This is a genomic window from Novosphingobium sp. HNCC26BN242 (genome assembly GCF_057180525.1).
In genome coordinates, this window is sequence record NZ_JBXUGM010000001.1 from 100,233 (window position 1) to 126,180 (window position 25,948).

The following is a 25,948-nucleotide window of genomic DNA, read 5'->3' on the forward strand; positions in this document are numbered from 1 at the left end:
AGCCCGGGGGAGATAAACCGATGAACAAGGCCATCAACGGCAAGCGTCGTGCCCTCCGCCTCGGCACTGGCATTGCAACCTGCGTATCGACCATCGTGCTGGCGCATTCGGCATTCGGACAATCGCTGCCTGAACTGGCCAATGCGGGCGGCGCAAACGTCAGCACCTCTGGCAATACGATGACAGTAGATGCTCTTGCGGCTGACAAGGTCATCAACTGGGGCACGTTCTCGGTTGCGCAGAACAACACGGTGAACTTCGTGTCTACCGATGGCGTAGGCGGGGCCGTGGCCACGCCGGTCACGGTGATCAACCGTGTGATCGGCAAGGATGTTGGCGGCACGAACACCTTCTTCCCTTCGATTATCAATGGGCGCATCAATTCCACAAGCAATATCGCGCTGTGGCTGATCAACCCGTCGGGCGTGATGTTCGGGCCAAGCGGCAGCTTCAATGGTGGTAGCCTTGTGGTCTCAACGCTCGATTTTGCGTCAGGCACGGGAAGCCAGGTGTTTGGGGCGGGAGATCGGACTTCGGCGCTGAACAGCCGCAATGTCGTGATCGATCCGGCATCTGCTCTTGGTGTGGTGGAACTGAAGCTCGAAACCGGCCCCGGCACGCTCACGTCCAGCGGCTCGGTGTTGTTGCTGGGTGAGCAGGTGACTGTCGGCAAATCACTGACCGCGCAGGGCGATGTTTACATTGTAGCCGCAAGCGACGTGCGCATCACATCGCAGGCAGGCAGCCCGGTTGGCTTCAACTTTGCCGCCGGGACCCGGTTGAACGGTGCACAAGTGCTGGCCAGCGGCAATGTGCAGGGGCGCAGCATCGTGGTGGCCGCCTCCAACGGCACCAGCACGATTGCTAATCTGTTGCAGGTGGATGTCGGTGGCCAGTTGACGGCTACGGCTGATGGCGGCGGTGTAACACTTCTGACCGCAGCGAATCCCACCGCGATGGAAACGGCAACTGGGGCCAACATTGTCAGTGACGGACGTTTGCGCACGCTGGGGCTTGGTGGCGATGTCAGCGTTACGTCAAACGCCAATGTTTCGGTCGCACGGATCGATGCGACTGGTGATGTTCTGGTCCGTTCGGGCGCTGGAGCGACCGATACCGTAACCGCAGGCACAGTGCAGGCCGGAGGCAATCTGGAATTGCGCTCAACCGGCAACATGACGCTTGGCGTGGGTGCGGCAGACGTGATTCAGGCTGGCGGTACGGCAACGATCCGTTCAACCGGAGCGATTGGACGCGGAGCAGTGCCGGGAACGCTGGCCATCCGTTCGCACTCGGATACCGGCCTTGCCAACGGAGCGCTGTTCATTCAGGCAAGCGGTGATGCCCTACTCGGCAACGCCACGCTTGCTGCCGGTTCCACTGGCACAGCGGCCCTCACGGTGCTTTCCAATACGGGGGCGATTTCCCTTGGGTCGGCAGTGGCCAGCCGGTTCTCCGCATCGGCAGCAACCACGTTTGCATCAACCGGTTCGATCACGGCTGACAATTCGGCTCTGGTGCCTGCAGGTACGGCGCTTTCGATCAGTGCAGCAGGCGGGATCACGCTGAATTCGGCACGCACTACTGGCACAGATCAGGATATCTCCCTGTCAACCACTGGGGCTTTCGAAGCCACGTCGGTGACGGCATCGCGCAATCTCACGATCGGCAGTTCTGCCAACCAGGCGCTGAGCATTACGGCAGGCTCGCTTACCGCCACCGATGGTTCGATCACCGCTACGGCGGGCAGCATGCAAATTGGTGCGGCAACCGCAGGGCTTGCCATCGGATTGCGCTCTGATGGTAATGTCGAGGTAACCACGGCAGGCACATCAGGCAACACTCTGCCGTCTGGCAACTTCACCGTTTCGGGCCTGACCGGAACGCGCGCGGCATCCTTTACCGGTGGAATCATCAACAGCCGGACGGGTCAGGTCAATATTCAAGCCGATACCCAGACGGTCAGTTCGGTTCGGGCCGCAACGAACGCCACCTTGAACGGAACGATGGCCGTTACGCTGGGATCTGCCGATGTGGGCGGCAGCCTGCTGGTGACGACTGCTGGCAACATCACCCTTGGCACTTCTGGCGCGCAGAGCATGCTTGCCGATGGCAAAGTGACGATCACATCGACGGCTGGCGCGATCGGGCGTGGCGCGGGTTCAACCGCGCTCACCATCCGTTCAAACGACGGGGACGTGGCACCTGCCGATGCTCTGGCGATTACCGGCCAGAATGCTGTGGCGCTTGGCAACGCCGCGTTGTTTGGCGGCACCACCGGATCGGCTTCCGTTTCGGTTGAATCCGTGACTGCAGATGTGGTGATCGGCAGTGCGCGGGGATCGAGCATTGCCGGAAATGCGGCGACGACGTTCACCGCTAGCGGATCGATCCTTGCCGACAGTGCCGCGGCACTTGGTGGAAACACCATCAGCATCACCGGCCTGACCGGGCTTGACCTGCAGACCGTGCGGACCGCCGGAACCGGCGAGAACATCGTGCTGACGAGCAATGGCCCGATCGGCGCAACAACGCTGGCGGCGCGCAATAATCTGACAGTTGGAAGCCTTGCCAATCCGGCATCAAGCCTGTCGGCAACGTCCATGACCGCGCAAACGGGTACGATCAACGCCTTCGCGCAGTCGATGACCGTCGGCGCGATGAATGCCGGGCAGGCGATCAATTTGCGCTCGAACGGTGCAATCGAGGTTGCTGGTGCGGCCACGGCAGGAACGGACCTGTCGGTTTCGGCAATCAGCGGTGCAAGCGCCTTGTCGTTCACCGCAGGCACGGCCGAAGCGACTGGAGGGAGTGTCGACATACGGGCGGTTACGACCGATATTGGCACGACCCGCGCCGGAGAAGACGTGGCGGTTTCAGGCACGACCGTTACGCTCGGCAATGTTACCGCAGGGCTTGGTGGCACGACGGGTTCCTACACGATCAACGCCACTGGTCTGGTTACGCTGGGCAAGGCGGACAATCAGCGTCAGACGGCGCTCGATGCCGTGTCGATTACCGGCGGCACGATTGTTGAAGGCGCAAGCGGGCTGGTCATTACGTCGGACAGCGGCGGCAGTGGAGCGCGCGATCTTGAAGTTGCGACGCTGGCCGGGCCGATCAGCCTTGGCACGGCCACACTTAATGGCGGTCCGGCAAGGCAATCGGCGGTCGTGGTAGATTCCACAACGCAAGTTGCAGTTGGCGCAGCCAATGGGCTGTCGGTCACCGCGACCGGCAACGGCGCGACCGGTGACGTGATCATCGAGCGGCTGACGACCGGAACCGGTGCGGCCCTGATTACAGCAAGCCGCGACGTAATGATTGATCGCGTGACAGCGGGTGGTGATTACACGGTCAATGCCACTCGCGACATCACGCTCGGCTTTTCGGGCAATCAGGTCCACTCGGCAGTTGGGGCCATATCGATCACCAGCACTGGCGGTACGATCGGGCAAGGCTTCTCGGGCGTGACGCTGACATCTGACAGTGACGGCAACGGTGTTGGCTCGTTGACACTCTCTGCCCCGGTTGGTGCAATCGGCATCATGACGCTGAATGGTGGTTCGGCAAGGCAGGCTGCCATCTCGCTGAACTCTGGATCGCATACCACAATCGGCACAGCCAACGGACTTTCGTTCACGTCGACGACCGGTGCGGCGGGTGATGTGTTTATCGAAGCGCTCAACACCGGGACAGGTGCGGCCTTGGTCACCGCTGGCCGGGCAGCCACGATCGGCAACGTCAATGCTGGCGGAGATTACACTGTAAGCGCTGCAGGTGCCGTAACGCTTGGCCTGGGCGACAATGCGCGCCAGTCTGCCGCCGGGAACGTTTCGATCACCAGCACGGGTGGATCGATCCTTGCAGGCGGCACCGGACTGATCGTTACATCGAACAGCGATGGCGCTGGCGGTGGCGGTGGCACGATGCTTCTGGATGCGAAGGGTGCAAATGGGGCACTCTCGCTTGCCGGGGCGACGCTTAATGGCGGCACCACGGCTGAGCGTGCCGCCGTTACGCTCAATGCGGTTGGCGGGATCACGCTTGCCAGTGTCAATTCTGCTGCGCTTACGGTAACCGCGCGTGATTTTGAAAGCACCGGCCAGATCCGGGCCTCAGGCGACGCGTTGTTCACGCTGAGTGGTCTTGGCACGATCAATGGCATCGAAACGACCGGATCCGGCAGCGACATTACCATTGGTGCGGCCAGCGCGGTTATCGGTACAGGCAGGTCTTCCGGCGACTACAGCATTACCACGTCGGGTGCGGGCGGTGTCACGCTCGGCCAGGTGGCTGGGCAGGTCCATTCAGCGGCCGGAGCACTGATCATCACCGCCAATGGCGGCGGTACAATTGTGCAAGGGTTTGGGGCAGACAATCTGACGCTGACGGCTAACAGCGACGGTGCAAATGGCGGCGCAATGCTGCTTGATGCCACCGGCAGCATCGGTCTGGGAGGCGCTACGCTGAATGGCGGAACGACGGCACAGCGCACAGCGGTGACGCTGCTGGCAGACGGCAGCATCGAATTTGCCAGTGCGAATTCGGCAGCCTTTAACGCAGATGCGGGTGGATCATTCCAGAGCACCGGTACGATCACCGCAACGGGTCCGGCCATGATCACCGCCGGGGGCGAAGCGCTCGTCAACCGCGTCATCACGACCGGCGCGGGTAACGGTATCTCGATCAGTGCCCAGACGGCCAGGATCGGTCAGGTATCTTCGGCGGCAGACTATACCGTCAACTCGACGATCGGCGATATCGTACTGGGCAATGGCGCCAATCAGACGCAATCGGCGGTCGGCGCGATCCGCATGACCACCGCTTCCGGTTCGATCCGGCAAGGCGATGCCGTGCTCGGCAACCGGCTCACATTGCTGTCAAACAGCACGGGCACCGGCACCGGCACGATTGAACTGACCGCATCAGGCGGACAGATTGAATTGCCTGCGGCCTTCCTGAACGGCGGCCCCGCCCAGCAATCTGACGTCACGCTGACCGCGCTCGGTCCGGTGCAACTGGCACGGGTCAATTCTGCCAACTTCACGTCGCAATCTACCGGTAGCTTTACCGCTAGTGGGCCTGTTTCGGCGATTGGGTCGGTCAGCATCCGTGCGCTGAACGGCATTACGCTCGATACTGTGACAGCAGAAGGCGCCGGGCATGATGTCTCGCTCGTTTCGAACGAGGCGATCAGTGCAGACCGGATCACCGCAGCACGCAATGTAACGGCAAGCGGGCCTGCTGCTGCCCGTGCCGCCAGCTTTGTGGCCGGCACGGTTACGGCGGGGACGGGATCGGTTGACGTAAAGGCCACGACCATCGACATTTCCAGCGCATCGGCTGGGCTTGATCTGCTGGCAGGCGGCAATACTGTTGGCATTGGCAGCGTTACAGCCGGTCGCGATTATCGGATCAGCGCCGATGGCGACGTAACGCTTGGCAAAGCACCGTTCCAGACGCAGGCTGCAGGCGGTGCGATATCGATTGTCAGCACCGGCGGATCAATTGTGCGCGGCGCAAATGCCAACAGCTTGACGCTCACCGCAAACAGCGATGGCACGGGCGGTGGCGACATGCTGCTTGACGCTCAGGGTGCAGCAGGTGCGATCACGCTCGATACGGCCACGCTGAATGGCGGCACGATGGCACAGCGGACAGCGGTTACGCTGAGGTCTGTCACCGATACCATAGTGGCCAATACCAATTCGGCGGCGCTGACGGCCACGGTGCGTGACTTTACCAGCACCGGCAACGTGATGGCGGTGGGCGATGCCACAATCACCGCTGCACGGGCGGCTTCGGTCAATGCGATCAGGACGGCGGGGGCTGGAAACGACATCAGCATCACGGCAGCCGGTGCAGTGATTGGCACCGCCGATTCTGCGGGTAACTACACCGTCACCAGCTCTGGTGCGGGCGGGGTGACGCTGGGCGAGAGCGTCGGCCAGACCCATGTTGCTGCGGGATCTATCGCGATCACGGCCAATGGCGGCGGATCGATCACGCGTGGGGCTGACAGCCTGACGCTGACATCGAATGCTGATGGCGCAGGCGGCGGATCACTGTTGCTAGATGCAGAAGGCGGGATTGCGCTGGCAAGAGCAACGCTGATTGGCGGGACAGCAGCAGAGCGGACGACGGTGACGCTGGACGCTGGCACCGACATCCGCTTTGCCAATGCCAATTCAGCAGCGTTCACGGCCACCGCTGGGGGCGATTTTACGAGCAATGGCACAATCATGGCAGCCGGCGTGGCGGGGATCACAGCGGGCGATGCGGCCTCGATCAATGAAATCGAGACCACGGGCGCGGGCAACGGCATTACCGTAAATGCCGCTAGCGCCAGCATTGGCCGCGTCACATCTGCAAGCAACTACACTGTCATGGCGACAGGCGCAGTTGTTCTGGGCAATGGCGCAGGGCAAGTGCAGACGGCGCGTGGCGGGATCACGATCAATGGCGCATCGATTAGCGAGGGTGCCAACGGCCTGACGCTGACATCGGACAGCGATGGTAGCGGCGGCGATCCGCTGTCACTGACGACCACGACTGGCGCGATTGCTCTTGGCAATGCCACGCTTAATGGCGGGCCAGCACGGCAATCGGCGATTGCGCTGGCATCGGGCACGACCACTGCGATTGGTGCGGCGAATGGCCGTTCCGTCACCGTGACTGGTGATGGGCTTACTGCAAATCGCGAGATTTCATCGGCAACCGACATCACGGTTATGGTGGATGGGCCTGTTGCGCTGATGCAGGGTGCCAATGCGGTGGGTGCGGTCAGGCTTTCGGCAACCGATGCCTTGATCGGTGGCGCAGTAGATGCTCGCACGATTGAAGTGACCAATTCGGGCAGCGGCAATCTGGTGATCGGCGGAACGGCAGCGTCCGAAGCTGGGAAGTTTGTGCTGAACCGCACCGAAATCGCACAGCTCCGGGCTACCGAAACGCTTACTTTAGGCGCTGATGGCAGTGACAATGTCGAAATCAAGCAGGTTGATTTCATCGTTCCGCAAACGGTCCGGGTACTAGCCAACGGCAGACGGATCGACATTACCGGCCGTATCACCTTCGATGCTGACACCACCTTGAGGCTTGGCGGCAGCACGGCGGCAAATTCGATCATCCGCCTGCAGACTGGGACTGGTGGGGCCGGTGGGGCGATTGTCAGCAACGGAGGCGTGCTTGAACTGACCGCGGCCAGCATTGTTGCTGGTACGCAAGCCTTTGCCAATGATTTGCAAGCCGTAAGTGGCGCTGGCTCGGTTGCTGAAGCTAGCCGGCTGAATCTTACGCCGGGCAGTTCGCTTTACAACAACATCGGTGGCACCGGAGAAGCGATGATCGATGTCGGCTCGATGAAGGTCACTTTCTCGAACTTTGCCATGTTCCAGAACACCAGCGATGCTTCGCGCAGCCTGCTTTCAACCGGTGTCAAACTGGGTAATGGCAATCAGCAAGCGGTCGCGCTGGATATTCAGAGCGGGGCAACCCAGCCAGTCTTTGCGATGTTCGGTTCGATCAATGGCGTGATCAATATCGCCACCGCGCTGTTGGGCAATCCGCCGCTTGCACACTATGACAACATCAGCGCCTCGCGCATCAATGGCTGTCTGATTGGTGGCGGTAACTGCCAATCGGTGCAGAACCTTACGCCGTCGCTGACGTCACTTGATAACATCAGGACGTCGATATTCAACGTGAAGCCAGACTTCCAAGTGCCGTTCGACCCGCTGGTCGGCACCAACAATGATGCCCTGTTCGACGATGTTGGATCGTTCGGGCTTGGCGAACTTCCAATGACTCCGATCGAATGCAGCGATCCCAACAAAAGCGGCTGCGAAGTAAAGAAGGGTGGCAACTGATGAAGCGCTTGTTTCTGGCCTCACTCTCAGTAGTGGCGCTTGCGGTTTCGGCCGCACCGGTTGCGGCCAAGCCTGCAGATCTTCCAGACCAACTCGAACTTGGGCGCAATGGTGCGGGGAATCCTTGCGTAGCCACGCCATTCTGGAAAGAGGACGCGTTCAAGGGCAGCTATACGTTCACTTGTCGCGGCCCCACGGCCAACCGCTATCTTGGCATCGTGCGCGCGGTTCGTTCCAGTTCCATCGATGCGATTGACGGGCTGCTGGATTGTGGGCCGGGCATGGCAGTGACCATTCCAGGCATCGGTCCGGCAACGGCACGGCGCTGCTTTGACAAGCTACTAGGGCAGGAAACCATCGAAACGCGGTTCTCGCGCGATGGCCGTGTATTTTCGTCAAGCGCGATTGCCGTTGCACAAGGACCAGCAGAAGAAGGCCTGCGGTTTCTGGCCGGCGCTGCGGCGCCAAACAATGATCGTGGACGCACGACGCAGGCGGCGGTCGAGATTGGGGTCTTGGCACCATCGCCAGCTGTGAATATCTCCGCAGCAGGCGCCGTGGCCAATGCCGAGGATGCCCTGCAGCAGGGCTTGCGTCTGGTGCGGCAAGGGCTGCATCTGGATGCGGCGCGCATTGTCAGTGATGCCTTGGCGCGTTTGCCTGCTGACACTGCTCCGGCAACCCGCATCGATCTGTTGTTGCTGGCGGGCCTTGCCGATTCCAACTTGCGCTTCTTCGATTCAGCAGATGATTACTTTGGCCGCGCCAACGCCCTGCTTGGACAGAACGCGGGCATTCCTGGCGCAGACGTGCTGCAGATGAAGAGCCGCAACTATGCGGCCCTGCACTTGATCAACAAGCGCGAGTTTGGTGTTGCCGCATCTACGCTTGATACGTCGGGCATGTCTGCTGCTGCCGAAGGCCAGCCGCTGATGGACACGCGCGAGGTGCAGAAGCTGAACGAGGCGCCAAACAGCGGCTCGGCTGGATCGGCGCTTGCTTCGGCGTGGGACAACCGCAGCCGCACGCAGTTGGTGATTGATGCGCAGGCGGGCTGGGCCCGGAGCGTGGCGTTGCTCGGCCAGAACCGCCCGGAAGAGGCAGCAACCACGCTGGCATTTGCAGATTCAAGTTTCGAAGCGCTACGTAAACAGCCGATCCCGCAGCAGCAATTGTTGTGGCTGGCCGCCCGAATCGAGCGTCAACGCGCGCGCATCCAGTTGCGCGGTGGAGACCGGGCTGCTGCTTTGGCCTCGCTCGACAAGGCCATTGGTTATCTGCGGCTTGCCGAAGATGCAGGTGACAACGGACCAGCCTTGGCACAAGTCCAACTGGAGCGTGCAGCCGTGCTTTCCGGCGGCGGTGGTTCGGCAGAAGAAGTCCTGGCCCAGTTCGATGATGCGGTGACCAGCCTGATCTCGGCAGATGCCGGGGTTGGCGGCCTCCCGGCGCAGACCCGCAGCTATCTTGATGCGTTGGTCAACGATGCGGCACAGCGACCCGATGGCGCTTCGCCAGAGCGCTTTTTCCGCGCTATGCAAGCAGCGTCGACTCCGGCGATTGCGCGTCAGTTTGTTGAACTGCAGTCCTTGATCGCTTCGGACCCGGCACTTGCCGCAAAAGTGCAAGACCGGCAAGAGGTTGAGCGTGAGATCAACCGCCTGCGCTTCGAGATCGCTTCCGCCACGGATGCGGCCAAAATTGCAGAGTTGGAGGCACGTAGAACCGTGCTGGAAAACCGTTCGCTTGGCTTGCAGAATGAACTGGCTGCCAACGGCTCTTTCCGGCAGGTGGTCGATACACCGGCCTCGATGGCGGAAATCCGCACCGTGCTAAAGCCCGGCGAAGGCTATCTCAAGCTCAGCAAGGTTGGCGGGTATATCTTTGGCGCATTGATCGATGCAAGCGGATCACGCATCTATCGCGTTGCTCGCCCAGCCGTAGAGATCGAGCCTTTGATCAAGACGGTACGCGCTTCGATCACTGGCGGCGGTGAAAATGTGCCGGTGTATTCGGTTGGCGGGGCAAACGCGCTTTACAAGCTGCTGATCGGGCCTGCGGCAAGCCGCGTTGCAGACTATTCGGCGCTGGTCATTGATGGTTCGGGCGTTCTTGATACCCTACCGGTAGGCGTGCTGGTGACTGATGATACATCGGCTTCAACTTTCGCCAAGAACCGGCGCAAGGACCCTTACAACTACACTTCTGTTGCTTTCCTTGCCCGCAAGATGGCGCTGTCGACGGCGCTGTCACCGCGATCGCTGATCGTATCGCGCAATCTGGCACCATCGAAGGCTCCTTATCCTTTCATCGGTTTTGCACAACACATGCCAACGCCGGTGGAGGCGGCGGCCGGTGGTGCGATGGTAAGTATCGGTTCCAACTGCGAAGTTGAATTGAGCAAGGTTGCTGAACTCAGCCGCATGCTTGAACCTATTGATGCCGCAGAGCTGAAAGAGGCCACCGCCGCACTTGGTGTAGAGAACGCACCCGAAGTTACCGGTGCCGAATTCACGGATACGAACGTGCGCAGCCGGACCGATCTTGATCAGTTCCAGGTCCTGCACTTTGCCACTCATGGCCTGACCGAAGGGCAGTGGGGCTGCGCCAAGGCGCCGCCCGCGCTCGTCACCAGCATTGGCGAAAGCAATTCCGACGGGATCCTTTCGTTCGAGGAAGTGGCACAATTGCGGCTTGATGCAAACCTCGTGGTGCTGTCGGCATGCGATACTTCTGCTGGTGTAAACATCGGTGCCGCACGCGCTGCGGGGCAGGAAGATGTCGGTGCGTCGCTTGACGGCCTCGTTCGTGCATTCCTTGCAGCGCGCGCTCAGGCAGTTCTTTCCACCTACTGGCCAATTTCGGATGCGGGTGAGAGCGTTCAGCTGATCTCCGACTTTTATGCCAATGCGCGCAGCGATACCATTGGCGGTGCTCTGCAAAAGGCGCAGGTTTCGCTCATGGCCAATCGGGACAGTTCGCACCCGTTGTTCTGGGGGGCGTTCGTGCTGGTCGGCGATGCGCAGAAGTCGTTGCTGAGCGGACAGGCAAGAGCCGCATTGCAACCACGCGATATTGCGCCAGTGGCGGCGGTGGCTCCAGTTGCGGTTGGTCCGACAACGGCTGGTAGATGACTCTTTGCCAATGCCTTGGCTCAGGGCATTGGCAAATGATTGGGAGGCTGGATTGGCTAGGGCGCGCGGGGATGATGTTTCTTGCAAAAGATCATCCACTGCCACCCTTGCAATAAAGCTTGTCATGGTGTGATCTTGCGCACGGCAAGCTGTGGCTTGACGATCAAGGATAAGCGTTATGGGTAAACCTGCCGCGCGCGTGTCTGATATGCACACTTGTCCGATGGTGACGGGTCTGGTTCCGCATGTTGGTGGCCCGATCCTGCCTCCTGCTGCGATTCAGGTGCTGACAGGTTCGCTCCCGCAGGCGCGCATTGGCGATCAGGCGTTCTGCGTCGGCCCACCGGATGTTATCATGATGGGGTCCGTTACGGTACTCGTCCAAGGCAGCATGGCCGCGCGGATGGGCGATATGACCGCGCATGGCGGCGTGATACTGCTGGGCCTTCCCAATGTGCTGATCGGCGATGCAGGCAGTGGCAGTGCAGGTAGTCTGTCGCAAGCTATGGTCAATCTGCCAATTGGAGTTGAAGGACAAGGCACCGCCTTTGCCGAGATGGTCGATGCCATGATCGCTGCAGCCAAGGAGGGCCTTCCGTTCTGCGAACAGTGCAGCAAGGCCCAGATCGGCTAGGCGCGGGATGGACGCTGCCTGGTATGCGGTTATCGATTGCGCGCAAGACCCGCGGCTGATCGATCTCGTGCGGTCCTGTCGCGATCACATGTGCCTTTTCAAGGGGCGCAATCTTGATCAGCGCCTGCTGGCGGCATCGCCGTGGCTGGTGCGGATCGATGATGCAGATCCACTGCTGGGCATTTGGCAACAGCATGGCCATGGTGCAAGCTGGGGCATCATGATCCTGTCGCAGCTTTCGCTGGAGCAGTTGCACCGCCATTTGCGCCGGTTTTTGCAGGCCAAGCTGCCCGATGGCATGCTCGTGCTGTTCCGCTACTACGATCCCCGGGTCTTCAACACCTATATTCGCGCCGCAACCTTGGAAGAGCGGGTGCCTTGGTTTGCGGGCATTCAGCAATTCTCGGTTGAATCGGCAGGCGGAACGGCCCTTCATCACTATCGTCTGGCCGAAGGAGTGTTGTTCGATGGCGCAACCAAGATCGGCTGACGGTACTGGCATGGCTGGCACCCCTGCGCCTGCGTGGCGGCAATGGGCTGCGATTGGCCTTGGCCTGCTGCTCACGTGGAGCTGGGTGCTGGTCATCGTTCATTTTGCGCCAGATATTCTGGGCGCAGAGGCTTCAACGGGCATTCTGGCGGCATTCACGCTGGTGCTTTACGGGGCATTGCTCCCATTTGCGCTGCTGGCTGGTTGGCTGAGCGGAACCAAAGTCCTGCGCACGGGCAATGCGCCCATGCGTTGGGCGCTGATCGGTTTGGCTCTGGGGGCAGGCGGGCTCGGCAGCGCCTTGCTGATGAGCTGGCTGAACGGCGCAACCGTGCCCGGCGGAAATGCGACCGGCATTGGCGCAATGGTGCTGGCAGCAATCATGCTGACGCTGGTGCAATCGGCAATGGAAGAATTGCTGTTCCGGGGTTGGCTTCAGCCAGTGTTGATTCAGCGGGTCGGTCAGAGTGCCGGGATAGCTGCCTGTTCTATCACATTCATGGCGTTTCACCTTATCGGTGGCACTATCCAGCCGATGTCCATGCTGGTCATTGCGCTGGCTGGGGTAGTGTTCGGACTGCTGGCGTTGCGCAGTGGTGGCATAATCGCCCCGGTTATGGCGCATGCCGCATGGAATATCAGCGAGGATTCTGTGTTCGGGCTTGTGCCCAATCCCGGCAATGAGATGTTCGGATCGATCATGGATTTCGATCTTGTTGGTAGTGCGTGGTGGGGTGGCAGCGAAGAAGGACTGAATGCCAGTCTTGGTGCAGCAGTAGTATTGTGCGCTATTATACTACCGCTACTGGTCAGTACAGGCAGTAAACCCGCAGTTGCCAATGCCTGAAGTCACGATGCGCCTTGCGCGCGCGCAGCATCAATGCGATCGCGCTCTTTGAGGAAAGCCTGCAAGGCTGTGCCTTCAAGGCGTTTGCGACTGGCTTCGTCGGCCGGGATGCTTTGCGGATCAACCCGCTCGCCATTGATGTGGACCTCGTAATGCAGATGCGGCCCTGTCGAACGACCGGTGGTTCCGACATCGCCGATGCGCTGCCCCTGTGTCACGCGCACACCTGTGGCAATCCCGGGGGCAAAGACATTCTGATGCAGATAGAGCGTCCTCCAGTCATTATCGTGGCGCAGAACAGTCAGATTGCCGTTCGCGCCTTTCATCGCCGCAAACTCTATCGTGCCATCGGCAGCAGCAAAAATCGGGGTGCCGGTAGGGGCCGCGAAATCGGTGCCGCCGTGCAGCTTGTTGTAATGCAGCACCGGATGGAAGCGCATGCCGAACTTCGAGGAGATGCGCGCGCCATCCACCGGAGTGCGCATCAGGCCGCGCTTGGTCGTCGCCCCGTTGCCATCAAACCAGCCTGCTTCCGCGCCCGGCGCTTCAAAGCGATAGAGCGCAAGGCTTTTCTGCGGGGTGGTAAGCTGGGCGAACAACAGCTTTGGCTGCCCGATGGCCTGCCCTTCGGCATTGACCTCTTGATCGAAGGCCACTTCGAACACATCGCCGGGGCTGACTTCGGCGGCAAGGTTGAAGTCATAGGAAAAGGCGTTGATGAATTCCGGGATCAGCGAATCTATCAGACCCGCCGAAACAGCAGAGGAATAGAAGCTGTCGCTGTCAATCTCGCCGCGCAGCACTTCGATCTTGCGGGTGACGGAGGCGAGCAGCGGCGTGACCGCATAGCTGCCATCTGCCGCCCGCGTGAGCATCGCGCCCGAACCATCGATATGAGCAGCGCGCAGTTGCTGCAACTGCGCGCCACCAGTGCCGGTCGCCAGCACGAGAATGGCGTGAATTTCTCCTCCGCTGGCAAGGTATGGAGCAGCCGCAGCGGCAGCCGCAGAAGCATCTTCCGGGCGGACCCCAGCCGAAACAAGCGCGCTGACGAGTTGCCCTGGACCTGCAAGGTTGAGCGCGCGTTCTTGCAGCCCGCTGTTGGCTTCGGTGTTGGTGACTGCGGTGGCCACTGGCAGAGTCCCGGGGTTGCGCGTCAACCATGCACCAGTCGCACCCACGGCAAGCAGGGTAACCGACCCCGCTATGGCCAGCGGCAGGCGCTTGTCGGAGCGATGCCGAACGGAACTTCGCTGCACATTATTGCGCTCGGGCTGCGCTGTTTGAGATGCAGCATTGACCGGTTGTGCGACCGTGCCGCTAGCTTCGCGCCAGAAATCACTCACCGTTTCTGTGGCGCTACTGCCAGCAAATTTGGCAGGCGGTTCGCTTGCCGCCTGCTTTACCCATTGTTTGGGATCGAAAGAATCGTCGCTCATCACAATTCTCCTCTCGAAGCGGGACAAGTTGCCGTGAAATATTCACATGCAGCTATAACCATGCTTTTGCGATGGGTGAAGCTGTGCTTTACAGTATGCTGCTGATTAACGGGGGGGCAGATGTCGTTCGGAAGTCGTGTCGCCTGGCGTGAAGGGCAATTTCTTCGCCCGCAACATTTCCAGCAGGCTGATCGTGCCCTGTTGGGGCAGTTGCGCGCGCGTGCAGATTCGCTGCGTCCGCACCCCTGGGGCTTGACCGAGGTTGAGGTGGACGAGGATCTTGCCGCCATCGGCAAGTTCATCCTTGTGCGCGCTAAGGGCGTCATGCCCGATGGCACGCCGTTCTCTATCCCCGATGATATCGCACCGCCGCCGCCGCTCGATGTGCCGCTCGATACGCGCGATGCCGTTGTCTTCCTCACCCTGCCCGCCGCCCAGATCGGCGCGCAGGAGTTTGACGAGGCAGATAGCGCCGGGCCGGACATCCGTTTTCTGGTAGAAGAGAGCGAGATTGCCGATTGCTTCTCGCAGGATCGTAGCCAGGAGCCGATCGAAGTTGCGCGCCCGAACCTGCGGCTGGGCGTAACGCGCGATCAGACTTATGGCCGCATCCTGTGCGGGCTGGGCCAGATCCGCGAAATGCAGGGCAAGAAGGTCATGTTCGATGACCGTTATATTCCTCCCTCGCTCGATATCCGCGCTTCACACCCGTTGCGCAATGGGCTGGTCGACATTCTGGGGCGGTGCGAACAACGCTCTGACGAGCTGGCCCTGCGCGCGGTCGAGGCGACAGATGGCGGCGCGGAAACCTTTGCAAGCTTCCTGCTGTTGCAAGCGCTGAACCGCTGGATACCGGTGCTGCGCCATCTGGAATCGCTGCCGATGGTGCATCCTGAACGCATGTATCAGGAGCTGGCCAGCCTTGCGGGTGAAATCGCCACATTGGTAAAGCCCGAGCGCAAGGCTCCGCCGCTGCCCGCCTACGATCACGAAAATCTGCGCGGCACATTCGAACCGCTGTTCGATCTGCTGCAATCGATGCTGTCGGCGGTGTTTGACCGGTCCGCCGTGCAATTGCCGCTGGAGCCGATGGGGCCGGGTGCGTGGACCTCGACGATTGCCGACCGCAATCTGTACCAGCATGGCTATTTCTACTTGGCCGTGCGCGCAGCCGCATCGGCCGATGAAGTGCGGCAGATGTTCCCGGCTGTGGCCAAGATCGGCGCGGTTGAGAAGATGCGCCAGATCGTCGATTCTGCGTTGCCGGGGGTGCCCTTGCGGCACACGCCGACGCCGCCTTCGCAGCTGCGCGTGCTGCCGGGCTTTGTCTATTTTGAACTGGACCGGGGTGTGGGCGATTGGCGCGATTTCGCCACTGCCACGGCGCTCGGCCTGCACGTAGCGGGCGATTGGCCGCAGCTGCGGATGGAATTGTGGTGCGTGAAAAGGGCGGCACGATGAGCGTGCTGCCTGCTTGGCTGAGAGGACAATCGGCATGAGCGGAGACGGTTCTTCCGACAACGGCAATCGCACGGTTTTCCGGCCTTCGCCGCTGGCAGGCATGCGGGGCGGCACGCCTGCACAACCCGCTGCGCCTGTTCCGCCGCCCGCGGGTGCTGGGGCATGGGGCGCGCCACCGCCGATGGCGCAGCCGCCTGCGCCTCCGCCACCTTCCGGCTTTGCTGCGCCGCCCTCCGGCTTTGGCGCTCCACCTGCCGGGTTTGGAGAACCGCCGCCGTCCTTTGCCGCTCCCCAGCCCGTGATGGGTGGCGGGCGTCGGCTGAACGACGATGACATCCCAGTGCCGTCACGCGCGCGCGAAACGCGCAGCCCGCTGGTGATCGAAGCGGGCACGGTGCTCGCGCTGGCCGCATCGGTGCGGTCTGGCCGCGCGCGCATTTCGATGCCGGATTTTCACCGTGAGGCGATGGAAGCGGTTGCGGCCTATGACCGCGCGATTGCACCGCTCTACCCCGAAGAAACCCGGATGCGCGCACGCTATGCGATCTGCGCCACGATTGATGATATCGCCCAGAACCTGCCGGGCGCGGGCAACGACGGAGCGGAATGGGCGCGGCGAAGCCTTGTTGTCAGCTTTTTCCGGGAGAACATCGGCGGTGACCGGTTCTGGCAACTTGTCGATGATCTCCTTGCCCGGCCCGGCCAGAATGCCGAACTGATCGAGCTTTACGCCGATTGCCTTGCCGCTGGGTTCGAAGGCCGCTTCCGTGTGATGCCCGATGGTCGGGCGCGGCTGCAGCAAATCCTGACCAGCCTCTATGGCGCGCTGGAACATCCGCGTTCGCTCTCGCAGCTGGAAATCGCGCCGATGTGGCGCGGGGCCGATGCGCCGCTGCGCAAGATCAGCCCATGGAGCAAAGTGGTGCTTGCCGCCGCTGCGGCGCTGGCGGTGCTGCTGGCCATCTACATCGTGCTGCGGTTGCTGCTGATGACCGCGGGATCGGACTCGCTCGAAGCCACCAAGGCACTGATGCCCAAGGAAAGCTTGCGGCTTTCGCGAGTCGGAGCCGCGCCGCCACCGGCTGTGGAAAGCGATCAACTGGTGCGGTTGCGCACATTTCTTGAACCTGAAGTGCGCCAAAATCTGGTGGTGGTTGAGGAAGATGGCAGCACCGTGCGCGTGCGCACCACTGTGGGGCAGCTGTTCCAGTCCGGGTCTGACCAGCTTGAGCCGGGCCGCGCTGATCTGTTTGAACGCATCGGCCGCGCGGTTGAGGCTGAGCCGGGTCAGGTCACGGTTGAGGGCCATTCGGACAGTGACCAGATCAGCGGCCTTGCCTTCCCCGATAACAGCGCGCTTTCACAAGCGCGGGCACAGGCCGTGGCGGGTATTCTGGGCTCGGTCCTCACCAATCCGGGGCGCATTTCGGTGGAAGGGTATGGCGATAGCCGCCCGATTGCCGACAATGGTTCCGCCGAAGGCAAGGCGCTCAACCGCCGTGTCGAAGTCATCATTCCGCGTCAGCGCTAATCAAAAGAGGCGAGGCCCGTGAAGAAGTATCTCGGCAATTGGTGGGTCCTCTCTGGACTTGTCGTCTTGTTCCTCGTGCTGGTGCTCTGCGTCGGCCTGCCTATTTTCGTGCGGATGCTATCGCCGTGGTGGGTGCGGTTGCTGTTGTTTGCGGCGGTCGTGGTGCCATGGGGGCTGCTTGGCTGGCTGCGGGTGCGCAAAGCGCGCAAGGCCGCCGCCGCCATCGAAGCCGAACTGGCAGGCCCGGCACCCGGTGATGCCGAAGGCCAAGCCGTTTCGGCCCGCATGGCCGAGGCGCTGGCCTCGCTCCGTTCAGGATCGGGCAAGCGCCGCGATTACCTTTATAATCGCCCGTGGTATGTGATTATCGGACCTCCGGGGGCTGGCAAGACCACTGCACTGCTCAATTCTGGCCTGCGCTTTCCGCTCTCCGACCAATCGTTCAAGGGCGTGGGTGGCACACGCAATCTCGATTTCTGGTTCGCCGATGAAGCGGTGATGGTCGATACGGCAGGCCGCTATACCACGCAGGATTCCGATAGTGCTGCCGATGCCAAGGGCTGGACCAGCTTCCTTGGCCTGATGAAAAAGCACCGCCCATTGTCGCCGGTCAATGGCGTGATCGTGGCCATTGGCGTGGACGAATTGTTGCAGGCTGATCGCGCTGGCCTTGATCGCCACGCCGCGCTGGTGCGCCGCCGGTTAACCGAAGTGCGCGCTACGCTCGAAGTTTCGGTCCCGGTCTATTTGCTGCTGACCAAGGCCGATCTGATCGCGGGTTTCAGCGAGTTCTACGACGATCTCGATGTCGAAGGCCGTCGTGCCGTGCTGGGTGCGACACTTCCGGTCGAAGTGAAGAAGCCGACCAGCGATGACCTTGTGGGCGCGTTCGATGCCGTAGTGGCTGCGCAACAGGCGCGGCAGGCCAAGCGCCTGTTCGAGGAAGTGGACCAGACGCGGCGCAGCCTGATTCTGGGCTTTCCGGCGCAACTGGCGGCGCTGCGCAATCGCGTGGCGCGGTTTGTGGATGGGGCGTTCTTGTCAGGCGATCAGCCTGCGGGCACATTGCGCGGGTTCTATTTCACCAGCGGCGTCCAGCAGGGCGCGCCGCTTGACCGCATTCTGGCAGGCGTTGCCGAAAGCTATCAGAGCGCATCGCGGCCATCGGGCGCATCGGGGCGCACGTACTTCCTCAACCGCGTGCTGACCGAGGTCGTGTTCGGAGAAGCCGGGCTGGTCGAAGCCGATCCTGCTGCCCGCCGCCGCCAGCAGGCGCGCACGACAGCGGGCGTGATCGGCGTTGCCGCAGCCGCTTCGGTGGTCGTGGCGCTGTGGGGCGTCAGCTTCTGGCAAAACCGGTCGTTCCAGTCTGCGCTGGGCCAGTCCTCGGCACAGGCCGCGACGCTGGTCCAGCAGACCGGCGTTGATCTGGTCGAAGTGCGTGATACCGATCCCGATCTGGAACAGGCGCTCAGCACGCTGCGCGCCTTGCGTATGTTGCCGCAGGGCTATGCCGAGCAGGCAGCGGGAGAGCCGGGCCTGTTCAAACGCTTTGGGCTCTATCAATCGAGCCATGCCGATACGGCGGTGGAGGCCTATCGCGCCGGGCTGCGGCGCATTCTGCTGCCACGGCTGCTGTTGCGGATTGAACAATATATGGCGGCTAACGCCGCTGATCCGATGGCGGTTTATCAGCCGCTCAAAGTCTATCTGATGCTCGGCGGGCAGGGGCCGCTCGATCCCGGCACGATCAAATCGTGGGTCGAAGGCGATTGGTTGAACGAACAGTTCCCCGGCGCAGACCGCGCGCCAGTGCGCAAGGAATTGGGCGAACATCTGGCGGTGCTGCTGGAAGATCAGGGCCTGTCGTCCGAATGGGCAGAGCGCAAGGCCCCGCTTGATGGCACGGCAATCGCCTCGGCCCGCGCGGCTTTGCAGACGCTCAGCCTTGCCGACCGGGCCTATGCCGTGCTGCGGCAAAAGGCGCTGGCCGGGGTTGAACAGCCGTGGCGGGCAAGCGCTGCAATCTCTGCAGGGGATGCGCAGGCATTTGCCAACGGTGCCGAAGTCATGACGCTGGAAGTGCCCTATTTCTATACTCGCGAAGGGTATGAAAAGGCCTATTTGCCGGGGTTGGTGACCGTGGCAAGCGATCTGCAGAAAGACTTGTGGGTACTGGGCGAAGGCGCGGAGACCGCAGGCGTGCAGGCGCAAGTGGAGCAGATACGGCCCGGCGTGGCAGCGCTCTATGCGCGCGAATACATCGATTCGTGGGAGCGCGTGGCCACTTTGCCAACGCCGGGCAACCTGTTTGGCGACCCGGCGGTGCTGGGTGCCTTTGCCAAATCGCCCTCGCCGCTCAAAGTCTTGCTGATGGAATTGCGCAAGAACACGACCTTTGCCGGAGGTGCCAAAGCGCTGGGTGACGCGGCCAATACCAAGATCGAATCCTCGCGCTTTGGCAAGCTGGCGCAGGCTGCGGCGGCATCGTCTGTGGGCGCACAAGTGGATGCGGCAACGGCCATCACATCGCACTTCAAGCCGGTTCACGACTATGTAGGTGACGGTAAGGCCCCGGCACCGATCGATGATTTTGTCGGCGCGATCAAAAAGGCGGGCGAGGCCATCAACTCGGCCAAGCTGGCAGGTGGCGGCATGGGGGCAGATGCGGTGCAGAGCCAGATGGCCATGGCGCTGGGGGCTGTGGCGACAAGTGCGGGCGGGGCTCCACCGCAATTGCAGAACTTCGTGGCAGCGGCCACAAGCGGCGGATCGACGGCGACGACGGCGGCAGCGCAAGGCGCGCTGAGCGATGCCTATGCGCAGTCGGTCTTTCCCGATTGCCAGCTTGCCACGCAGGACCGCTACCCTTTTGTCGGAACCGCCGTGGCCGACGCTTCGCTGGCTGATATCCAGCGGATCTTCGGCCTCGGCGGTACCCTCGACAGTTTCATTCAGGCGCGGATCGTTCCGCTGCTGGATATGAGCGGCCCGGTGTGGCGCTGGAATCTGGAAAACCCGCAAACCGCCACGCTTAATCCCGTAACGCCTGAAGAATTCGTCAAGGCGCGGCAATTGCGCGATATTCTGGCGGGCGGGTTGAACGTGAAGATTGAGGCCAAGTCGTTCGGGGCGGGCGTGGACTCGGTTGATCTGGTGGTCGGCAACACGCGCTACAGCTTTGAACGCGGATCATTGGGCGCGCAAAAGCCGCTGGCATGGTCCCCGCAGGGCAACCTGCCTGTGGCCTCGGTCGCGCTGATGTCTGGCGGGCAGAAAGTGGGCGGGGTGGACACCGAAGGCCCATGGGCGCTGTTCAGGCTAATGGACGCTGCGCGCAAGGAAAATGCCGGGCCGCTGGCGGTTCTGGCCACTTTCGGGTCGGGCGCGCAGACGGCGGTGTTCAAGATAAGCCTGCCCAATGATCGCAACCCCTTTGGCCGGGGCGGGCTGTGGAGTTTCAGATGCCCGACAGTGCTCTAGAACCACGGCCTCTGGCGCGCTGGCTGTTCGGAAAACTGCCTTCCCACGGTGATTTTGTCTCGCGCGGGATCAGCGCGTCGTTCCGCGATGGGCTCGATCTGTGGCTTTCGGCTGAAATGGAACAGGCCCGCACGATCTGGGGTGACAGCTTCGAGCAGCGCTATGAGGCGGCTCCGGTCTGGCACTTCGTCGATGCTGAAAGCGATGGCAACTGGAGCGGCGGCATTCTGTGTGCGTCGACAGACCGCGTAGGGCGGCGGTTCCCCTTGATGATATCGGCACCTGCGCCCGATTGCGAGGGGGCGGTGGCGCTTTCGGCCGGATGCCTTGGGCTTGTGGCGCAGGCCTTTGGCGAAGGATGGGACGCCGACCTGCTGAACACGGCTCCACTGGAGCCTGACAATTTGCCATGGGTACCCAGTAAACCGTCATGGGCGCTGGTCGCCGAGGATGGACCGGTGGTCGAGTATGAAGGTAGAACCCCGGCTGGAGTGATCGGGCGGATGTTGGAGATGGCCGCATGAACAATGCTTTCCGCGTTGAGGACAGCGTGTTGACGCATGTCGGCAATGTGCGCAGCCAGAATGAGGACAGCTATTTTGCTGACCCTGCCGCTGGGGTGTGGGTAGTGGCTGACGGAATGGGCGGCCATACCAATGGCAAGATGGCATCCGAGGCGCTGGTGGCGGCCGTGGGTGCGGTTAGGGTGCCTGAATCACTTGATGCAGCCTGCGAAATTGTCGCCAACGCCATCCATTCCGCCAATACTGCCATCTTCGGCCATGCACAGGAAGCAGGCGTGCAGATGGGGTCGACCGTAGTCTCGCTGGTTGTACGTGGTGATGAATTCGCGGTGCTGTGGTCGGGCGATAGCCGGGCCTATCTGCTGCGGGATGGCCATTTCATCCAGCTTACGCGCGATCACACGCAAGTTCAGGAAATGGTCGATCGTGGCTTGCTGTCGCCCGACGATGTTGAAAACCACCCGATGAAGCACGTGCTTTCGCGCGCGGTGGGTGTGCAGGATGTGCTGGAAATCGATGCCATTCGCGATCAGATGCAAACGCGTGATCTGTTTCTGCTGTGCAGCGATGGGCTTTACGGAGTGGTGGATGAATCAGAAATCGCGCGGATTGTACGCGAACAGGGCGTAGCGGCAGCCGATGCGCTGGTGACGGCCAGTCTGGCGGGCGGAGCGCCTGACAATGTTACCGTTGCGCTGATCAGCGTGGCCGAACCTACCCTGCTGGTCTTGAACGGAGCGTCATCGTGAACGAGAACAACGGCCAGGGCGGCGACGACGAACCGCGCACCATCTTCATACCGCAGCCGAGCGAACCCCCGGCACAAGCAGGCAGTGTCCCGGCTGCTGGAGGATGGGGCAGCCCACCGCCAGAGCAGGTCGCGCCCGCAGCACCAGAAGCGACTCCTCCGGCTCCCCCGGTTGCGCCCGTTTCGGCTGGACCTGCAGAGGCTCCGACATCCGCTGCCCCTTTGGCTGAAACCGAATTTCCCGGCGGAACGTCCTTTCAGATGACTGCCAGTGAGCCGCGCGATGTGCGTGAAGGCGATGTGCTGAACCACCTGTATCAGGTGCGCCGCTTCATCGCGCGCGGCGGTATGGGGCAGGTGTTCGAAGGGGTGAACATCAACAACGAGGACGAGCGCGTTGCGATCAAGGTGATCCTGCCGCACCTTGCCCGCGATCCCAATGTGCTGGCGATGTTCCGCAAGGAAGCGCGCACACTCACGCGGCTGAGCCATCCGGCGCTGGTGCAATACCGCACGCTGGCCATGGAACCCCAGCTTGGCGTGTTCTACATCGTCACCGAATATATCGACGGTCGCAATCTGTCCGACGTGCTTTCCACGATTGAGGCAAGCCCAGCACAGCTTCTCGCGTTGATCCGCACTTTGGCTGAAGGTCTGGCGGTGGCGCATTCGCTCGGGGCGATCCATCGTGATATCTCACCCGATAACATCATGCTTGAAGGCGGGCGGCTCGAACGGGCAAAGGTGATCGATTTCGGCATCGCCAAGGACCTTGATGCCGGAAGCCAGACGATTGTCGGCGATGGTTTTGCAGGCAAACTCAACTATGTCGCGCCCGAGCAGCTGGGTGATTTTGGCCGACAGGTAGGGTCGTGGACCGATGTCTACAGCTTAGGCCTGACCATCCTTGCGCTGATCAACAAGCGCGACGTGAACATGGGCGGATCGCTGGTCGATGCGGTGGACAAGCGCCGCGCGGGGCCGGATCTGACCCCCGTTCCCGCCGAAGTCCGGCCCGTGCTCGAAGCCATGTTGCGCCCCAATCCGGCTGACCGGCTGCGCACGATGGAGGACGTTATCGCCGCCGTGGGAGCAGGCGCAACCAGTGCAGTGCCAGCTCCGCAACCAGCCGCGTCACCTTTACCGCCCAAGGCCAAGACACCGCCCAAACCAAAACCTGCCGTGGCAGAGGGGGGCGAGGGCAATCAGCGCAAGGTGCTCATTGGCGCAGGGGTGGCTGCAGCCGTCGTCCTGCTGGGCGGGCTGGGTTATGCGATCTCTTCAGGTGGCGACGATGCTGCGCAGGAGGCGCAGTCTGGTGCCTCCACACCTGCCCTTGCTCCTGCCGGCGATCCCCTGAAGACGGCTCAGTCTGCGCTGGATGCCGGGCTGACTGCGGTAGGGTGCTCATGGCTTGATGTCAGCGACCTGCAGGTGCAGGGCAGCGATGTTGCGCTGGCCGTCAGGGGCGTGGCTGGCCGTCCGGTCGATGCGCAGAACGAGATTGGCAAGCTGCTATCGGCACGTGGACTTCGCGCGGCGTCGATCGATTTCAGCGAAGTCTCTCAGATCAGCCCAAATGACTGCGGCCCAATTGAAGCCTTCCGCCAGATCAGGGGCAAGGGTGCGTCGCATTTGTCCGTTCCGCAAGTGAAGTGGGAAATGGCAAAGCTTCCGGCGGGAGAGCCAGATGCAGGACAGCTTGGTGCGCCGGTCGTCATCAACTTCGATCTGAATGGCGTTGCCGGTGACATTGGCCTTGTCGGCGTCCAAGAAAATGGCATGATGGAATTTGTGGAAGGTGCAGACCGTGCCTATCTGGCGCGGGAAGAAGTCGGTTCACAACGCTACCGGCTCAAGTTGTCCACTACCCATACGGGATGGAGCGGGGTTTTCCTGCTGTGGGGCAAGGGACCATTCGATCCCGCGCTGTTTGATGGCACTACGGCTTCACGCGGCGGAGACTGGGCTCAGCGGTTTCTGTCTGAAGCCAAAGCAAAAGGCTGGCAGTCCGATATGGTCTGGTACAAGACGGTGAATGAACAGCCCGATTGACCGGGCATCCGCAATTCTTGTTGTCGTGGTCACCGCTGGCGTGATTAACGCTGGTTTGCGATTTCTTCATAAGCACGGCGGAATTCCTTGGCGAACATTTCCATGAACGCCTCGTCCGATCCTTGCGCCACGCCGCTGAATTCCTTCTCGTAGGCCGCCCATAGTGCCGCGTCACGGGCCCCGGGCAGGATGCGCGAAAGGAAACCGCCCTGTTCGGCGCGGCTGCGGATGGCGCGGGGGCTGAAGCGGTCCAGCGTGGCGCGCAGTGCGCCTTGCATGGCCTTCAGCGTGGCCATTTGGTGGGCTTGAAGGTCCTTGAAGGCGTCTTCGATGGCGCGTTCGCTGTCCATGAAGCCGCGGTGCGGTGCATTCAGCAACTGTTCCAGCGCCTGTTCTGGCGTCCGCGCAAACTTCAGCGGATTGTTGCCATCGAATTCAAGACTGGTGCCCTGCGCGCCAAGTTGGCTTTTGGCGCGTGCCCGCGCTTCGAGCATTACCACCATCCCGGCGACAAGACGGCGCAGGAGATTTCCGGCCATGCTCAGCGTCTGCGCTTCACCGGATTGCAGCTTTTCAACGCCGATCCCTGCACCCTGGGCAAAACTACCGATCGATGCGCCCTGTGCTGGTATCTGTGCTGGTATTTGTGCCGGCGTTGTTGCTGAAGGCGCTGCCGGCTGGGTCACTGGCGCTGTTGCAAAAGGTTCCGACGATGCAGGCATGGCCGGCATCGCAGGGGAAACAGCCATGGGTAAAGGGGGCGGCGCTGGCGGCGGTGCGGCGAATGCAGGTGCCTGTGGCTGCGCAGCACCGCCAAACCCGCCGCGCGCCCAGTCTACAACATTGGACTGGGCAAACTTGCCCCAGATGTCGTCGGCGCCGGGCGGCGGTGGAGCAGCAGCAGCGGGGCTAGACCATTCCGACGCGGGTTTCATCGGCGCAGGTGTGGGCACACCCCAAGTTGAAGATGGGCTTGAAGATGGGCCGGGTTCGCTCGGCGGTGTCACGGCTCCCCATCCCGCAGCGGGCTGTGGTGGAGCGACCGGAGCCGAAGCTGCTGAACTGGCAGGTCCCCAGCCGCCAGATTGGCCTTGCGGTTCAGGAGGCAACGGATTGCCCCAGCCTGAAACCGGCGAAGCAGCAGGCGGCGGCGCAACAGGCGGTTCTACCGCAGGCGGTCCCCAGCCTCCAGCAGAGGGTGGCGAAGCCGCAGTGGGTGGTGCAGCCCAGCTTTGCGACATTGGCCCGGTCCCGGAAATGGCCGATCCTGCTGGCCGCGCATCCCAACTTCCGCTGGATGCCGGCGGCGCGGCTGCCCCGGATGATCCGGTCCATCCCTTCCAGTTTTCAGGGATTGGGTTGCTATTGCGTTCGGCCGCGAGTGCCGCTGCTGCATCGTCCAGTGCTGCAACGATTTCAAACGGGCCAATTCGAATCACATCGCCTTGCGACAACACGTGCGGTCCCGCTAGGCGCGCTTGTTGACCATCTATGAAGGTGCCGTTGGTGCTGTGATCCACCAGTTCATAATTGCCGCCGGAAAAACGCAATTCGCAATGGCGCGATGACACATGCAGAGTGGGATCAGGCAGGCACCAATCAGTTGTTGCCGCGCGGCCGATCACAGCTCCGCGCCGATCAAGCACGAGCGAAAGGGGCGATCCATTTTCCAGGCGATCGGCGTTGCGTATGGTCAGTGTCAAGGGCACGTCGCTCAATTAGCCCCTTGGT

The 25,948-nt window shown here is 61.9% G+C and carries 13 protein-coding genes; 11 read left to right on the top strand and 2 right to left on the bottom strand.

The features are described from left to right. The first annotated feature begins 20 nt into the window (after nucleotides 1–20). From AC2A1F_RS00525 to AC2A1F_RS00545, 5 genes are all read left to right on the top strand, one after another. A complete protein-coding gene (locus AC2A1F_RS00525; RefSeq protein WP_484206830.1) occupies nucleotides 21–7,871 on the top strand; it encodes a filamentous hemagglutinin N-terminal domain-containing protein in 7,851 nt (2,616 codons plus the stop codon). Then, entirely contained in the window at nucleotides 7,871–11,005 is a 3,135-nt protein-coding gene (locus tag AC2A1F_RS00530; protein ID WP_484206831.1) for a CHAT domain-containing protein, read from the top strand. The genes AC2A1F_RS00525 and AC2A1F_RS00530 overlap by 1 nt, the downstream gene beginning before the upstream one ends. Before the next feature lie 178 nt (nucleotides 11,006–11,183). Beyond that, a complete protein-coding gene (locus AC2A1F_RS00535) occupies nucleotides 11,184–11,639 on the top strand; it encodes a PAAR domain-containing protein (protein WP_484206832.1) in 456 nt (151 codons plus the stop codon). Between the two features lie 7 nt (nucleotides 11,640–11,646). Further along, nucleotides 11,647–12,129: a DUF4123 domain-containing protein gene (locus AC2A1F_RS00540; RefSeq protein WP_484206833.1), complete on the top strand. Its 483-nt coding sequence runs from the start codon at nucleotides 11,647–11,649 to the stop codon at nucleotides 12,127–12,129. Between the two features lie 364 nt (nucleotides 12,130–12,493). Then, nucleotides 12,494–12,976 carry a CPBP family intramembrane glutamic endopeptidase gene (locus AC2A1F_RS00545; protein WP_484208134.1) on the top strand — a complete coding sequence of 161 codons (483 nt, stop codon included), beginning with the start codon at nucleotides 12,494–12,496 and terminating at the stop codon, nucleotides 12,974–12,976. Nucleotides 12,977–12,978: 2 nt separating this feature from the next. On the opposite strand, the gene AC2A1F_RS00550 is transcribed toward AC2A1F_RS00545, so the two are convergent. Next, nucleotides 12,979–14,415: a peptidoglycan DD-metalloendopeptidase family protein gene (locus AC2A1F_RS00550; RefSeq protein ID WP_484206834.1), complete on the bottom strand. Its 1,437-nt coding sequence runs from the start codon at nucleotides 14,413–14,415 to the stop codon at nucleotides 12,979–12,981. Between the two features lie 120 nt (nucleotides 14,416–14,535). Between AC2A1F_RS00550 and tssK the strand changes: the two genes are divergently transcribed. From tssK to AC2A1F_RS00580, 6 genes are read left to right on the top strand one after another with little or no spacing between them, the layout of a single operon-like run. Continuing rightward, nucleotides 14,536–15,876, top strand: coding sequence for a type VI secretion system baseplate subunit TssK (gene tssK / locus AC2A1F_RS00555; RefSeq protein WP_484206835.1), 1,341 nt, complete (start codon nucleotides 14,536–14,538; stop codon nucleotides 15,874–15,876). A 34-nt stretch (nucleotides 15,877–15,910) separates the two neighbouring features. Further along, nucleotides 15,911–17,407, top strand: a complete 1,497-nt coding sequence (gene icmH, locus AC2A1F_RS00560; protein ID WP_484206836.1) for a type IVB secretion system protein IcmH/DotU — start codon at nucleotides 15,911–15,913, stop codon at nucleotides 17,405–17,407. An 18-nt stretch (nucleotides 17,408–17,425) separates the two neighbouring features. After that, a complete protein-coding gene (tssM, locus tag AC2A1F_RS00565; RefSeq protein WP_484206837.1) occupies nucleotides 17,426–20,890 on the top strand; it encodes a type VI secretion system membrane subunit TssM in 3,465 nt (1,154 codons plus the stop codon). Then, the gene (tagF, locus tag AC2A1F_RS00570; protein ID WP_484206838.1) at nucleotides 20,872–21,414 is read left to right on the top strand and encodes a type VI secretion system-associated protein TagF; all 543 of its coding nucleotides are present in this window, start codon (nucleotides 20,872–20,874) and stop codon (nucleotides 21,412–21,414) included. The genes tssM and tagF overlap by 19 nt, the downstream gene beginning before the upstream one ends. Continuing rightward, nucleotides 21,411–22,163: a PP2C family protein-serine/threonine phosphatase gene (locus AC2A1F_RS00575; RefSeq protein WP_484206839.1), complete on the top strand. Its 753-nt coding sequence runs from the start codon at nucleotides 21,411–21,413 to the stop codon at nucleotides 22,161–22,163. Before tagF ends, AC2A1F_RS00575 begins: the two co-directional genes overlap by 4 nt. Further along, the gene (locus tag AC2A1F_RS00580) at nucleotides 22,160–24,217 is read left to right on the top strand and encodes a serine/threonine-protein kinase (RefSeq protein ID WP_484206840.1); all 2,058 of its coding nucleotides are present in this window, start codon (nucleotides 22,160–22,162) and stop codon (nucleotides 24,215–24,217) included. The genes AC2A1F_RS00575 and AC2A1F_RS00580 overlap by 4 nt, the downstream gene beginning before the upstream one ends. 44 nt (nucleotides 24,218–24,261) lie before the next feature. Here the strand turns inward: AC2A1F_RS00580 and tagH are convergent, their stop codons facing one another. Continuing rightward, nucleotides 24,262–25,926, bottom strand: coding sequence for a type VI secretion system-associated FHA domain protein TagH (tagH, locus tag AC2A1F_RS00585; RefSeq protein WP_484208135.1), 1,665 nt, complete (start codon nucleotides 25,924–25,926; stop codon nucleotides 24,262–24,264). Nucleotides 25,927–25,948 lie beyond the last annotated feature (22 nt).

Excerpts from the sequence above, each read along its gene's own strand:
- AC2A1F_RS00525 (WP_484206830.1), top strand. The coding sequence starts at position 21 with ATGAACAAGGCCATCAACGGCAAGCGTCGTGCCCTCCGCCTCGGCACT.
- AC2A1F_RS00530 (WP_484206831.1), top strand. The coding sequence starts at position 7,871 with ATGAAGCGCTTGTTTCTGGCCTCACTCTCAGTAGTGGCGCTTGCGGTT.
- AC2A1F_RS00535 (WP_484206832.1), top strand. The coding sequence starts at position 11,184 with ATGGGTAAACCTGCCGCGCGCGTGTCTGATATGCACACTTGTCCGATG.
- AC2A1F_RS00540 (WP_484206833.1), top strand. The coding sequence starts at position 11,647 with ATGGACGCTGCCTGGTATGCGGTTATCGATTGCGCGCAAGACCCGCGG.
- AC2A1F_RS00545 (WP_484208134.1), top strand. The coding sequence starts at position 12,494 with ATGGTGCTGGCAGCAATCATGCTGACGCTGGTGCAATCGGCAATGGAA.
- AC2A1F_RS00550 (WP_484206834.1), bottom strand. The coding sequence starts at position 14,415 with ATGAGCGACGATTCTTTCGATCCCAAACAATGGGTAAAGCAGGCGGCA.
- tssK (WP_484206835.1), top strand. The coding sequence starts at position 14,536 with ATGTCGTTCGGAAGTCGTGTCGCCTGGCGTGAAGGGCAATTTCTTCGC.
- icmH (WP_484206836.1), top strand. The coding sequence starts at position 15,911 with ATGAGCGGAGACGGTTCTTCCGACAACGGCAATCGCACGGTTTTCCGG.
- tagF (WP_484206838.1), top strand. The coding sequence starts at position 20,872 with ATGCCCGACAGTGCTCTAGAACCACGGCCTCTGGCGCGCTGGCTGTTC.
- AC2A1F_RS00575 (WP_484206839.1), top strand. The coding sequence starts at position 21,411 with ATGAACAATGCTTTCCGCGTTGAGGACAGCGTGTTGACGCATGTCGGC.